The organism is Bacillus sp. SRB3LM (genome assembly GCF_015712745.1).
Classification (GTDB): domain Bacteria; phylum Bacillota; class Bacilli; order Bacillales; family Bacillaceae_G; genus Bacillus_A; species Bacillus_A thuringiensis_K.
Genome location: NZ_VWVQ01000045.1, coordinates 80,853 through 95,000 on the forward strand (window position 1 = coordinate 80,853; position 14,148 = coordinate 95,000).

Below are 14,148 nucleotides of genomic sequence, written 5' to 3' on the forward strand. Positions count from 1 at the left end.
ATGAAGAAAATACACATTCTAGCGCTTATCCCAGTTCTTTGTTTAGTAGTTGGGCCAATATTTGCGAATTCAGTTACTCCTTACGTATTAGGGATGCCATTTTTATTATTTTGGGTATTATTATCAGTGTTTATTACATCTCTTTGTATGGGGCTTGTGTACGTGTTTGATCCTGCTAATAAGGAGGATGTAAAATGACTGCATTACTTATCATTATTTTATTTTTGTTTCTCGCACTATTTTTAGGGATTCGGGCACAACATGGAAAAGATATGAATTTAGAGCAATGGTCAGTTGGGGGAAGAGGATTTGGCACTATTTTTGTTTTTCTCCTGATGGCAGGTGAGATTTATACGACGTTTACATTTTTAGGGGGAAGCGGCTGGGCGTATAGTAAAGGAGCACCTACCTTTTATATTTTGGGATATGGTGCTTTAGCTTATCTTTTATCGTATTTTTTATTACCACCAATTTGGAAGTATGCGAAAGAGCATAACCTTGTTTCGCAGTCGGATTTTTTTGCGAAGAAATATAGAAGTAAAGCTCTTGGACTTATTGTTTCAGTTGTTGGTGTTGTTTCCATCATCCCATATCTTGTTTTACAGTTAAAGGGACTAGGGATTATCGTTTCAGAAGCTTCTTACGGAAGGGTGTCACCTGTTGTTGCAGTATGGATTGGTGCTATTGTTATAACTATATATGTAATGGTTTCAGGTATACACGGTTCGGCTTGGACGGCTGCTTTGAAGGATATTATGATACTGTTTATCGTTATGTTTTTAGGTATATATTTACCGTATCATTATTATGGAGGATTTCAGCCTATGTTTGAGGCTGTAGAAGCAGCGAAGCCGGGATTTTTATCTTTACCTGAAGAAGGAATGAGTATTTCTTGGTTTGTTTCTACTATTATATTAACGGCCCTAGGTTTTTATATGTGGCCTCATACATTTGCTTCTGCTTTTTCTGCAAAAAATGAAAAAGTATTTCGTAAAAATGCAGCAATTATGCCATTGTATTCTTTAGTGTTACTTTTCGTATTTTTTGCAGGGTTTGCTGCTATATTGCAAGTTCCTGGGTTAAAGGGAGCGGATGTGGATCTTTCGTTATTCCGTCTTGCTTTACAAACTTTTGATCCTTGGTTTATTGGAATTATTGGTAGTGCGGGAGTATTAACGGCGTTAGTTCCAGGCTCTATGCTTGTTATGGCGGCTTCTACACTGTTAGCGAAAAATATTTATCGAACGATGGTTCCATCTGCTTCAGATAGACAAGTTGCTAAAGCTGCAAAGTTATTTGTACCTGTAGTAACGCTCGTAGCAGTTTTATTTACATTTAAAGGAGGAGAAACAATAGGAGCCCTTCTATTAATGGGGTACAGTATTGTTACACAACTTTTCCCTGCACTTGTATGTAGCTTGTTTCCACGTCAGGTTATTACGAAGCAAGGAGCGATTGCAGGAATGGGAATGGGGTTATTAGTTGTTGCATATATCACTTTATCGGGCTCTAATATAGCTACGATGTTTCCGAGTTTTCCGCAGTCTATAAAAGATTTAAATGTAGGTATAGTCGCATTGTTAATTAATATGATTGTGATGTTTGTAGTTAGTGGATTTACAAAAAGTGTATCTATAAAGAAAAACAGCATAATAGTAGAAAAGTAATTCGTTTATTAGAGCTATCTTTGAAAAGAGATAGCTCTTTTTTGTATATATTTTCTTCTATTAGCGGAATCTAACTAAAAACTTGTTGAAAAGGAAGTTAGGTGGGGAAATTGTTAGAGCTTGAAGGTAACTTATTTGAAGTTATGAAAGAAATTAGGGATGAGTTAGGTTCACCCAATGATTTAACAATTAGAGAAGTTGCTCTTGCTGGGAGTTTTACACGTTGTGCGGTTGTGTTTTTATGTGGGTTAACAGACAAGGATAATGTTTATAAATATGTCGTTCGTACGCTGCAATACGAAGAAATTCCAAGTGAGGAAGCCGTTGTTCAAACGTTATTGGATCGTTTTATTTCTATCGCAGAAGTTGGTGTAAAGACGAAGTTTCCAGACATTATGAATGCGATTTTAGCGGGAGATACAGTTATATTAATTGATAATATTCAAACTGCTATCGTTATTAATAGTAGGGCTTGGGAGAAGAGAAGTTTAGAACCACCAGTGACAGAAGATTTAATACGTGGACCGAGGATCGGATTAAATGAAGATATTAACGTGAATAAAATGTTAATTCGCCGTAGTTTACGTGACCCAAAGCTGAGATTTCAATCTTATATTATAGGGAAGAGATCCCAAAAAGAAGTAACTTTAGTATATGTAGAAGACGTTATTAATCCTTACATTGTAAAAGAGTTAGATCGGCGTCTTCAATCAATAGTGACAGATGTCGTTTTTGAGACGGGAACGATTGAGCAGTTAATTCAAGATAATAATTTGTCACCGTTTCCACAATTTTTGAACACAGAAAGGCCTGATAATATTGTGGCCTCATTAATGAAAGGTAAGGCGGCTATTTTAGTGGATGGATCACCGTTTGCTCTTATTGCGCCATTAGTATTTGTTGATATTTTTCAATCTGTGGAAGATCATTATGAGCGCTGGGTAATTGGGACTTTATTAAGAATTTTGCGGATGGGTTCTGGTATAATTGCGATTTTAATGCCAGCGATGTATGTAGCGCTCGTCTCATATCATCAAGGACTTATTCCTTCTAAATTGGCTTATTCAATTGCTGGAGCAAGAGAAGGGGTTCCGTTTCCTGCATATATTGAAACGTTAATGATGGCATTAACGATGGAGCTAATACGAGAAGCAGGAATTAGGTTGCCGAAACCGATGGGGCAAACAATTGGGATTGTAGGTGGTCTTGTAATTGGAGAGGCAGCGGTGAATGCAGGAATTGTAAATCCATTTTTAGTTATCATTATTGCGGTTACAGCTATTGCTACATTTTCACTTCCAGTGTATAGCATCACAATTACGTTTCGGATTTTACTTTTCGTCTTTGTATTAGCAGCAACGGCTTTTGGGTTGTATGGAATCATTCTAGCTCTTATTGCGCTTGCTGTTCATATTACAAATTTAACAAGTGTTGGTGTACCGTATACAACTCCAATTGCTCCTGCATTTTATAAAGATTGGAAAGAGGAGTTTATTCGCATGCCAAAATCAATGTTGAAAGAGAGACCGGAATATTTACAAACGAAAGATTCTACAGTACGTCCAAAGGAGCGAAAATAATTGAAACCATTTGAGTATGGCGATGAAGAAATTGGATCTCGGGAAATTGGGTTTGCGGTATCATCGACCATTATTGGTATAGGAGCATTATCTATGCCAAGGGATATTGCTAACCAAACTTTATTTTCAGATGGTTGGATTATTTTGCTTTTGGGTGGATTGATATGTGCAGTTTTAGGCTGGTTTGTAACGAGGGTGGCTATTTTATTTCCAAAACAAAACTTTGTTCAATATACGAGTGCACATTTGACAAAGCCGGTAGCATACACGATTAGTATGGTTTTAGTATTAACGTTTGCTGCTTTGACAGCATATGAATCGCGAATGATTTCAATTATTTCTCAAACGTATTTATTTAGTGAGACACCGATACAACTACTGTCTTTCTTCTTCTTACTAGTTGTTATTTACGGAATAGCAGGATCAAGAGCGGCCTTATTAAGGTTAAATGTTCTATTTTTACCTATTGTTTTAATTGCGATAGTGCTTCTTTCTTTATTGAATATAAATTTAATGGAAATAAACAATTTATTTCCAGCTTTTCAAACGGAAGTAAGTCAGTACGCTGTTGGGGTTAAAAATTCTATATTCACATTTATTGGATTTGAGGTAGCTCTGTTTTATGCTGTGTTGTTGAATGATAAGACAGCGAAAAAGGCACCAATGGCAGTTGCAAAAGCCGTGATAGTAAATGTGCTCTCATATATTTTAATTTATGTAACTTGTATTAGTGTTTTTACGTATATGACAACTCGTGGATTGACATATCCAACAATTGAATTAGGGAAAGAAATTGAAATTGGTGGAGGCTTTTTAGAAAGGTTCGATGCAATTTTTTTTACGACTTGGATTATTACTATTTATAACACTACAGCAATGTATTATGACGTCGCATCTTTATTGTTTTGTGCCATGTTTCCGAAAGTGAAGAAACATATTTTTATTTTCGGAAGCGCGCCTCTGATTTTTATGCTGAATATGCTCCCTGGTAATTTAGATACGTTATCAAGTTACGGAACGTATTTAGCGTGGATAGATATGGGGTTTGTCGTATTAGCTCCTTTGCTAGTTTTTATTGTATATAAAATAAAAAGAAGGAATGGTAGAAATGAAAAACCTTCTTAAAATTATAATGGTTATGGTTTTAGCTGGATTTATAAGTGGGTGTTCTGAACTAGAAGAAATAGAAGAAAGAGGATTTGTAGTAGGCGCAGCTTACGATATTGTGAAGAAAAAGAAATCAAATCCGATTATGAAAGGGACGTATCAGATGGTACTTCCCAGTAAGTTAGCACAACAAGGTGGACAGGGCGATGGAGATAGTGAAAATTATATTAACGTAAGTGCGAAAGCAGATAGCGTCTTCGAGCAAATAAGAATAATTGCTAAAAAAATTAGTCGAACATTATTTTTTCCGCATATACAAGTCATTATTTTTTCGGATGAATTACTAGCGAATCCGTATGTTTTGCAAAATACGTTAGATGTATATTTTCGTGATCATGAAATGAGAAGAAATATTCGTTTGTTCGTTTCCAAGAAAAATGCAGAATCTATTTTAAAACAGAGCGCCAAACCTGAAAACTTACCGGCGCAGTACATTGATATGTTAGCTGAACATCCTCCGAAAAACGCTCAAATGATTGAGGCGGCGAGAATTGGTGAGGTACAAGGGAAAATGATCGCAGATCGAAGTTTTGCATTACCTCTCTTAGGATTAACTAAACAAGGAGTACAAATGGAAGGAGCGGCATTGATCCGTGGAAAGGATAATAAGTGCGTTGGAACTTTGAGTGGAGAACAAACATTAGGAATGAACTATGTAATAGGTAAAAAAATTGGAGGTTTCTTTACTGTTCGTAAAAAGAATCAGCTCATTACATATGAAATTCATAAGTTGCGCCGAAAGATTCAGGTGTCTACTGAAAATGCTACAAAACCGAAGTTTGATATTCATTTGTCCACAGAAGGCATATTAGCTGAGTTACATTTTAATGAACCGAAACAAGTGATGAATGAAAAGTTTTTAAAGAAAGAGATTTCAAAGGAAATGAAGAAGCGTATTGAAAAATCTATACAGCTTGTTCAAAAAAAATATAAGGTAGATGTATTGGAATTAGGAGAGGTATATAAGAGGCATAATTATAAAGAGTGGAAGAAAATTAGTAAGAATTGGGATCAAGGTCAGAATTATTTTAGTAATGCTGAAATTAATGTTCACGTTGATCCAACAATTGAACATTCAGGTTCAGCATTACCAAAGAAAGTGAAGTAAGGTGATGGAAGTTGTTTACTGGATTAGGAATTAGTTGCACAATATTAATAGCGATTCTTCCAGGAGCCATATACTTTATTCATAAGAAACTCACAACGTATGGAGCGCAACCTTGGAATACTGATGTGCAAAAAAAGAAACCTGAATGATTTCAGGTTTCTTTTATACAAAGCATATGTGAAGGGGGATACCTTCTATGTATGCTTTGCTTTATACAAGCCCTAACCAATGTACCAATTGTGTAGAGAGGAATGTCACAACAATAGCGATAACGGTAGGGATTGCAAACGATAAGAATGTCCATTTTGCACTTTTTGTTTCTTTATATATGTTAACCAGTGTTGTTCCACATGGGAAATGAAGAAGTGAGAACAACATTGTGTTTAACGCTGTTAACCAAGTCCAACCATTTTCTAAGAATAAATTTTTAATTTGATTAAAATCATCTATTTCAGTTAAAGCCCCGGTTGATAAGTAAGACATTAATAAAATTGGGATAACAATTTCATTTGCTGGTAGTCCAAGAATGAACGCAGCTAGAATAAAGCCATCAAGTCCTAACATTTTAGCGAATGGATCCAGGAAGTTTACAAAATACATAAGTAGACTTGTATCACCGATGAAAATATTAGCTAGTAACCAAGTTAATGCAGCCGCAGGGGCAGCCACAACAACAGCTCGTTTTAAAACATAGACTGATTTATCGAGTGTTGCACGCACAATTGTATTCCAAACCTTTGGCTTACGGTACGGCGGTAACTCAAGTGTGTAGTGAGTTGGAACGCCTTTTAAAGCTGTTTTTGATAGTACCCAAGAAACGGTTAATGTCATAATAATACCAATTACAACCATTCCAACTACAACGCCGGCAGTAACAAGTGTTTGCATACTACCTGTATAACCAGTAGCCATAAATAATGAGGCCATTAAAATTAACATAGGCCAGCGACCGTTACAAGGTACGAAGTTGTTTGTTAAGATTGCTAGCATACGTTCACGTGGTGATTCAATGATACGTGTTGACATAATGGCTGCTGCATTACAACCAAATCCCATTGCCATTGTTAAAGATTGTTTCCCGTGTGCACCGGATCGTTTGAATAAGCGGTCCATATTAAACGCGACACGTGGTAAGTATCCGTAGTTTTCTAATAGCGCGAACATAGGGAAAAAGATTGCCATAGGTGGTAACATAACGCTAATAACAGCACCGATACCACGGAATAAACCAAGTATTAAAATGCCGTGTAACCATTCAGGTGCATGTGCTGCTTGGAACCAAGATGTTAAATATCCTTCGGCCCATCCGAAGAATTCGGCAATCATATCAGATGGTACGTTAGCGCCTGCAATTGTAAGATAAAAAATAATAGATAAAATACCAAGCATAATTGGGAATCCCCATATTGGAGATGTGAAAACTTTATCTAGTTTTTCGGAACGATATAATTTATCAGTATTTGTATATTGGACGGATTCTTTACATATGCTTGCAGATGTTCGGTAAATATCTCCGACTATATCATCTCGTATATCTTCTTTTGAAAGTGTTTGTGCATGTTGAATAATATAGTCTAATGGAAGAGCTTTACTGGCTGAGTGAGATTCCATTAATTACGACCTCCCTTACAAGTGGTTCATTATGGTGTTTTTGAAGTGTAGTTAAGAAATTTTTATCTCCATCTAGTATACGTAACGCAATCCAACGTGCTGGATACGTATCACCGAACACTTTATAAATTTGTGGTTCTAATTCCTGAATCATATTTTCGATTTTTTCGCTGTAAGTAATTTTAATTGGTGTTGGAATTAGTTTTTTATTTGCTACTTTTGCAATAACATTCAGCAAATGACCAATACCTACTCGGTTACGTGCTGAAATTTTAACGACAGGCACACCAAGTGATTTTGCTAATTTCTTTTCATCGATAACGATGCCTTTTTTCTCAGCTTCATCAATTAAGTTAATACAAATGACTACGTTACTCGTCATTTCAATCACTTGAAGTGCTAAATTTAAATTTCTTTCCATTGCAGTTGCATCTACAACGACTACAGTTACTTCTGGTTTTTCAAATATAATATAATCCCTTGCTACTTCTTCATCCGCAGAGTTTGAATATAGTGAGTAAGTTCCAGGTAAATCTATTAATGTATATTTACTTCCGTTATGTTCATATTCCCCTTCAGCTTTTAAAACAGTTTTTCCCGTCCAGTTGCCAGTATGTTGTTTTAAGCCTGTTAAAGTATTAAATAATGTACTTTTCCCGGTATTCGGGTTACCAGCTAAAGCGATACGATGTTTGCTCATCTGAAATCATCTCCTATTAATACCCCGAAAATAAGGGAACTTTCTTCTTTGCGCAGTGCAATAGTTGTGTTGCTTACTTGATAAGCAACTGGATCTCCAAGTGGACTGCGTTGCAATACTTTAATCGTTGCCCCAGGGATAAATCCCAAATCTAATAAACGTCGTTTCATAGTTCCTTCTAATTGTATCTTCTCAATTTGTACAAACTCTCCTGTTCTAAATTCGGAAAGTGGTTTTGTATTAGCCGATACCATAAAAGTTACCTCATCTCTATATTGTTAGTTTAAGTTTAAAAAGTTTCCTAAGGTAAACTTTTTGTTAGTAATATAGTAGACCACGTTGGATTATGTTGTCAATTAGTACTTTAAAAATATTCATTTAATTTTAGAATTGTTCCAATTTATTTAGTTGTACTAAAAAATATTACTGAAATTCTTTTTAATGTTCACAAATTAGGCGTGTAAAAGTTACAAAATGCGCGGAATTGTAAATCTAACTTTAACTAGAAAGGGAAAAGATAGAAAAACATTTACATTGAATTTACATTGTTAAGAATAAATTTACATTACAGCATAGTTAGTGTGGTTTTTGTTGGATTCTTTAACTATAAATGTTGGGATTCCTAGCTTTTAAAGAGTATTATCGTCATTTACTTAAAATTAAAAATTGCTTAACACTCACATAATATTGTTGTCCTACAATGAATTTGTGTTCGAAAGAAAATGAATTCGAAAAGCGATAATCCAAATGGGGGTACAAGACATGGTTATGAAAAAAGGTATTAAATTTTCTTTAGCAGCTTTAGTGGTGGCAGGAGCGTTAGTTGGATGTGGGAAAGCAGAAGATACAGCTAGTAAAGAAACTGCTAAAGGAAGCGATAATACAAAACAAGAGTTATCAGGTACGATTGCAGCAGCTGGTTCTACAGCTCTTCTACCTCTTGCGGAGGAAGCTGGAAAGAAATTCATGGAGAAAAATTCAAAAGTTTCTATTCAAGTACAAGGTGGCGGTAGTGGAACTGGGATTAACCAAGTAGCATCGGGTGCAGTACAAATTGGTAATTCAGATGTTCCATCAGGAGATAAAATAAAAGATGCTGAAAAAGCGAAAGAATTAGTAGATAACAAGGTTGCGGGTATTGCATTCGCACTTGTCGTAAATAAAGATGTAAAAGTTGATAACTTAACAGTGCAACAAGTACAAGATATCTTCACTGGAAAAGTAACAAACTGGAAAGAGGTAGGCGGGAAAGATGAAAAAATCAACGTAATTAACCGTCCGGCTTCATCTGGTACACGTGCTACATTTGAAAAGACAGTTATGAAAGAAGCAAAGATTAATGATGGAACTGGTACGACACAAGATTCTAACGGTGCAGTAGAGCAAGCGATTAACTCTACTCCAGGTTCAGTAAGTTATTTAGCGATGTCTTACATGGTTGGCGACAAAAAAGGTGCACTACAAACAGTGAAAATTGATGGTGCTGAACCAAAAGTTGAAAACATTTCGTCTGGTAAATATCCATTCTGGTCTTACGAGTACATGGTAACAAAAGGTGAAGCGAAAGAAGCAACAAAAGCTTACATTGATTATGTAAAAGGTAAAGACTTTGAAAAGCAAGTAGAAGATATGGGTTACATCCCAATGTCTAAATTAAATAAGTAATAAAGTTTATGGGGCTGGCTGCAAGGCCAGTCCTGTTCATTTCAATCTATGAAGTGGGGTCTGACCTGTGATGAAGGGGAAAAAACAAATTAATTACGTAAAAAGTGAATATATAGGAAGATCGCTTGTTACGTTTTGTGGTATTTTTATTGTTTTAATTACATTAGCTATTATCGCGTTTATTTGTGGTAAAGGTATTCAATCTTTTACACAAAGCGGTATTTCATTTACTGAGATGTTAACATCCACAAAATGGAATCCAAATGCTGACGAAGGAACCTTCGGGGCTTTGATTTTCATTGTAGGTTCAACAGTGGTTTCGTTAGGTGCGGTTATTATTAGTGCGCCAATTGCTATAGCTCTTGCTATATTCATGAATTTAATTTCGCCGAAGTTTGGAAATAAAGTATTGAAGCCTGTTTTAGAATTATTAGTTGGTATTCCTTCGGTTGTATACGGGTTATTAGGGGTTACGATTTTAGTGCCGCTATTACGTGATTCGTTTGGAGGAGTGGGCTTTAGTTTAATTGCAGGTATTGTTGTATTAAGTATTATGATTTTACCTACTATTGCTAGTATCGCTTCTGATGCAATACGCTCTGTTCCATTTGATTATTTAGAAGCTTCTTATGGTTTAGGGTCAACGAAATGGCAAGCGGTTAGCCGAGTGATTGTTCCTGCTGCGAAAAAAGGGATTTTAACAGGTATTGTTTTAGGTTTAGCGCGTGCTTTTGGTGAAGCATTAGCGGTTCAAATGGTAATCGGGAACACAATTAAATTACCAGAAGGAATATACAGTCCGACAGCAACGTTAACTGGTATTTTGACAATGGACATGACAAATACATTAAACGGAACTGCTTGGAACAATGCGCTATGGACTTTAGCGATGATTTTACTTGTTATTTCATTCCTGTTTATTTTAGTAATTCGAGCGATTGGGCAAAGAGGTGAGCGATAATAATGAATGCAAGAACGGTAAATAAAGTTTGGACAGGTATCTTTTATGCAGTTGCAGCTTTTGTTGTAGCTTTACTAGTATTCTTAGTGTTTGAAATTCTGCAAAAGGGATGGGGATTTTGGGATCCTAATTTCTTGTTTGGAGAACCAAGTAATACAAGAGCTGGTGGTGGGATTGGTCCACAGTTATTCAATTCCTTCTACATGCTTGTTATAACGCTTGTTATATCTATTCCTCTTGGTTTAGGTGCTGGAATATATTTAGCGGAGTACGCAAAACAAGGACGTTTTTTAAATTTTGTTCGTTTATGTATTGAGACAATGGCGTCTTTACCTTCGATTGTTGTTGGTTTATTCGGTTTGTTAGTGTTCGTTACAATGACAGGCTGGGGATACACAGTAATGGGTGGTGCTCTTGCTTTAACTATTTTAAATTTACCAGGTTTAACACGTGTTTGTGAAAATGCGATTTCAGAAGTTCCTCATAATGTAAAAGAGGCAAGTCTTGGATTAGGTGCAACGAAGTGGCAAACGATTGCTCGTATTATTATCCCATCGTCATTACCGCAAATTATTACAGGTATTATTTTAGCGGCGGGTCGTATATTTGGAGAAGCGGCAGCATTAATTTACACAGCGGGTTTAACATCGCCGATTTTAAATTCAGCAGCGGATTTCTCAAGTCCTGCGCATCCTTTAAATCCGTTTAGACCAGCTGAAACATTAGCGGTTCACATTTGGAAATTAAATTCTGAAGGAGTTATTCCAGATGCGAAGTTGATTGCGACAAAATCTGCAGCTGTATTAATTATTATGGTATTATTATTCAATGTTATTTCACGCTTGGTAGCGTCTATATTACACAAGCGTTTTACAGGAACGAAAAGAAAAAGTAAAACGACGAAGAAGGTAAAAGCGGCATAAGTTACAAAGGAGAACTCTCTATTTATAAGTAGGGGGTTCTTTTGTATTTTAATATAGAAGGAATGGATGTAATGATTGTTGAATTTGTAATTAATTATAAAGAAGAACAGATGTAATTTGGATTGTGGATTCTAGTAAACCTATAGAGCGATATGTGGAAAAAATGATGCATTATATGATTAAGTAGAGAAAAGGCGTTATCTTCATTTTTGAAGATAACGCCTTTTGTTTTTAAATATCAGGTGTTTCTGTAGAAGTGCTGATTTTCCTACGGGAGCGTCTTTTTCTCCCAATTTTATCTAACAGTTCATACATAACTGGAACGACTACTAATGTAAGAACAGTTGAGACTGCCAAACCACCAATGACAACGACGGCTAAACTTTTTGATACCATACTTCCTGCTTGGGATTGGCCAAATAGGAGTGGGAGCATAGCAACGATTGTTGTAATAGCTGTCATAATAATTGGGCGTAGTCTAGTAGAACCTGCTTCAAGTAAGGCTTCTCTTGTTTCCATTCCGTGTTCCTGATTTTGTTGGACTCTTTCTATTAATACAATAGCGTTTGTAACAACAATACCGATTAACATTAATGCGCCAATTAAGGAATTTACATCAACAGGTGTTCGTGAAATGATTAATCCTAAAATACCACCGACAGCAGCTAGCGGCAAGGAGAATAGGATTGCAAAAGGAGCACGTGCTTGCCCGAAGGTGATAACCATAATTAAATATACAATACCGATTGCAATCCCCATAATTTTGAATAAATCCGTAAAATTCTCTTGCATAGATTCAGTAGCTCCTGCGATATTTACTTTTGCACCGATAGGTAAATCTAAGTCAGTCATCGCTTTATTTACTGCTGTGTTTACTTTGCTCAAATCTTCATTTGAAGCTTCGGCGGTAATTTGGATTGTTTCTTTTCCATCTTTATGGAAAATTTCTGTTTGCGTTTGTTTTTCTGAAATAGTTGCGATGTCTTTTAAAGGTATTGGGCCATTAATAGGTGATAGTATGTTTGTATTTAAAATATCTTCTTGTTTATTAATGTTTTCTTTTTTGTGTTCTATCATAATAGTAGTTTTTTCGTTATTAATTGTAATTTCGCCAATAGGTGATTTCTTCATAAGGAATGCTACTTGTTGCGCAGCTATTTCTGGTGTTAAACCTAGTTGTTCAGCCTTTGTTTGATCAATATGAATTTGCCATTCTTTCTTAGAGTCTTCTAAATTTGTTTTTACTTTAGAAAGATCATCCATGCTTTTTAGTTTTGTTTCAACGATAGTAGCCGCCTCTTTTAAATTCGCTTCGTTAGTAGCTGTTACGTTAAATTGTAAGTTATTGCCGCCGCCAGAGCTTGAATAACTTGTTTTTATATAATCAAGTTCAGCAGGCTCAAAAGTTTTATTTTCCTTTTTTAACTCTTTAATATATTGATCAATATCAGAACCTTTTTTAAAGACTACGAATATACTAGCGAGGTTATTTTTAGTTGTTTGCCCCCATTGTGCATCTTCTGCGCTAGATCCCATTCGTAAAATAACGTCTGTTATATCTGAATTAGAAAGTAATTTCTTTTCAAAATCAAATGCTTTTTGTTTTTGAGATTCAGCATTATAATCTGCTGGAAATGTCATGTTAATAGATAACATTGTGTCGTCTTCAGATTTTATGTTTGCTTTCGGTAGTAATATATAGGCTGCAATTGATCCTACAAATAATAAAAATGCAGTAAGTAGAATAATGAATTTATGAGAAAGAGCCCACTTTAACGTAGCGACATATCGTGATGAAGAACTTGGCTTTCGATGCTTTGTTTTTTTGAGTAGTAAAAAAGCCATAAGTGGAACAACTGTTAGTGCAACGATTAAGGAGGATAGAATAGAATATACAACTGCTAATACCATAGGTAACATTAATTTTCCGATTGCTCCTGATACGAGGCCGATAGGTAAAAAAACAGCAACCGTTGTTAAAGTAGAAGAAGTAATTGCGACTGCGACTTCTTTCGTTGCATCGAGAATGATATCTTTAGAGAAAGAATCTTTTTGTAAACGGCGGAAAATATTCTCGATGACAACGATACTATCATCGACGAGACGTCCAACTGCAACAGCTAAACCACCGAGTGTTAAAATGTTAAGCGTAATGTTAGATTGATGTAGTAAAAAGAGTGTTAATAAAATAGATAATGGAATACTGACAACAGCGATGAGTGTTGTTCGGAAGTTACGTAAAAAGATTAAGATAATTAGAGTTGCAGCGATTGCTCCAAGTATTACTTCTTTTCCCATGTTAGTAACAGCATTTTCAATTTGTTCATGGGTTGAAGCCAAAAGTTTAATAGAAAATTGATCTTTATATTCCTTATCAATCTCTTTAACTTTTTTATCAATCTCTTTTCCAATGGCAACTGCATTTTTACTCGGTTCTTTCATGATGATTAATCCTGTGCCTTCTTCTCCGTTTATATGTGAGATTGTATCGTAGTGTTGTTTAATTTCAATTTGAGCAATGTCTTCCAATTTCACCTGGGGTGCCACAGTGATGTTTTTAATGGCATTTACATTTTTTATGTCCCCAATGACGCGGAGGTTGTATTCTTCCTGATTAACAGTAATTGCCCCAGCTGGAGTAGAAGTTTCTTTTCCTTGTAAAACAGTTAGTACCTGCTGTGATGTTACGTTTTTATTTTTTAATTGGTTCGGATCAAGTACGATAGATAATTCAGAGGTGGATTTTCCGAAAAACATAACGTTGGC

At 35.6% G+C, this 14,148-nt stretch carries 12 protein-coding genes (1 of these 12 cut by a window edge); 8 read left to right on the forward strand and 4 right to left on the reverse strand.

Translation table 11 applies throughout. The features are described 5' to 3' along the window. From F3I02_RS18110 to gerLC, 5 genes are all read left to right on the forward strand, one after another. A complete protein-coding gene (locus tag F3I02_RS18110; RefSeq protein WP_000719836.1) occupies nucleotides 1-198 on the forward strand; it encodes a DUF3311 domain-containing protein in 198 nt (65 codons plus the stop codon). After that, nucleotides 195-1,667, forward strand: coding sequence for a sodium:solute symporter family protein (locus F3I02_RS18115; protein WP_000125940.1), 1,473 nt, complete (start codon nucleotides 195-197; stop codon nucleotides 1,665-1,667). Before F3I02_RS18110 ends, F3I02_RS18115 begins: the two co-directional genes overlap by 4 nt. Before the next feature lie 101 nt (nucleotides 1,668-1,768). Further along, complete coding sequence (gene gerLA, locus F3I02_RS18120; protein ID WP_003300032.1) at nucleotides 1,769-3,247, forward strand: spore germination protein GerLA; 1,479 nt, start codon at nucleotides 1,769-1,771, stop codon at nucleotides 3,245-3,247. Beyond that, nucleotides 3,248-4,372, forward strand: a complete 1,125-nt coding sequence (gene gerLB / locus F3I02_RS18125) for a spore germination protein GerLB (RefSeq protein WP_000801998.1) — start codon at nucleotides 3,248-3,250, stop codon at nucleotides 4,370-4,372. It abuts the gene before it with no gap. After that, nucleotides 4,356-5,522, forward strand: a complete 1,167-nt coding sequence (gerLC, locus tag F3I02_RS18130) for a spore germination protein GerLC (protein WP_000793363.1) — start codon at nucleotides 4,356-4,358, stop codon at nucleotides 5,520-5,522. The genes gerLB and gerLC overlap by 17 nt, the downstream gene beginning before the upstream one ends. A 210-nt stretch (nucleotides 5,523-5,732) precedes the next feature. Here the strand turns inward: gerLC and F3I02_RS18135 are convergent, their stop codons facing one another. The 3 genes from F3I02_RS18135 to F3I02_RS18145 are packed head-to-tail and all read right to left on the reverse strand — an operon-like array spanning nucleotide 5,733 to nucleotide 8,087. Then, the gene (locus tag F3I02_RS18135; protein WP_074593801.1) at nucleotides 5,733-7,133 is read right to left on the reverse strand and encodes a nucleoside recognition domain-containing protein; all 1,401 of its coding nucleotides are present in this window, start codon (nucleotides 7,131-7,133) and stop codon (nucleotides 5,733-5,735) included. After that, on the reverse strand, nucleotides 7,111-7,833 hold the full coding sequence (locus F3I02_RS18140; RefSeq protein ID WP_000033859.1) for a FeoB small GTPase domain-containing protein: 723 nt from the start codon (nucleotides 7,831-7,833) through the stop codon (nucleotides 7,111-7,113). Before F3I02_RS18140 ends, F3I02_RS18135 begins: the two co-directional genes overlap by 23 nt. Beyond that, complete coding sequence (locus F3I02_RS18145; RefSeq protein WP_000252992.1) at nucleotides 7,830-8,087, reverse strand: FeoA family protein; 258 nt, start codon at nucleotides 8,085-8,087, stop codon at nucleotides 7,830-7,832. The genes F3I02_RS18140 and F3I02_RS18145 overlap by 4 nt, the downstream gene beginning before the upstream one ends. 508 nt (nucleotides 8,088-8,595) lie before the next feature. Between F3I02_RS18145 and F3I02_RS18150 the strand changes: the two genes are divergently transcribed. The 3 genes from F3I02_RS18150 (at nucleotide 8,596) to pstA (ending at nucleotide 11,382) form a co-directional block, all read left to right on the forward strand. Beyond that, nucleotides 8,596-9,498, forward strand: coding sequence for a phosphate ABC transporter substrate-binding protein PstS family protein (locus F3I02_RS18150; protein ID WP_000245105.1), 903 nt, complete (start codon nucleotides 8,596-8,598; stop codon nucleotides 9,496-9,498). A gap of 70 nt (nucleotides 9,499-9,568) precedes the next feature. Continuing rightward, nucleotides 9,569-10,459: a phosphate ABC transporter permease subunit PstC gene (gene pstC / locus F3I02_RS18155; protein WP_000676674.1), complete on the forward strand. Its 891-nt coding sequence runs from the start codon at nucleotides 9,569-9,571 to the stop codon at nucleotides 10,457-10,459. Between the two features lie 2 nt (nucleotides 10,460-10,461). Further along, the gene (pstA, locus tag F3I02_RS18160) at nucleotides 10,462-11,382 is read left to right on the forward strand and encodes a phosphate ABC transporter permease PstA (protein WP_000994135.1); all 921 of its coding nucleotides are present in this window, start codon (nucleotides 10,462-10,464) and stop codon (nucleotides 11,380-11,382) included. A gap of 231 nt (nucleotides 11,383-11,613) precedes the next feature. Here pstA and F3I02_RS18165 read toward each other — a convergent pair whose 3' ends face one another. Continuing rightward, a protein-coding gene (locus tag F3I02_RS18165; RefSeq protein WP_074593802.1) for an efflux RND transporter permease subunit crosses the window boundary here: on the reverse strand, nucleotides 11,614-14,148 show its 3' portion. The gene runs 510 nt beyond the window's last position; the window shows 2,535 of its 3,045 coding nt (coding positions 511-3,045); its start codon lies beyond the right edge, outside the window; its stop codon occupies nucleotides 11,614-11,616.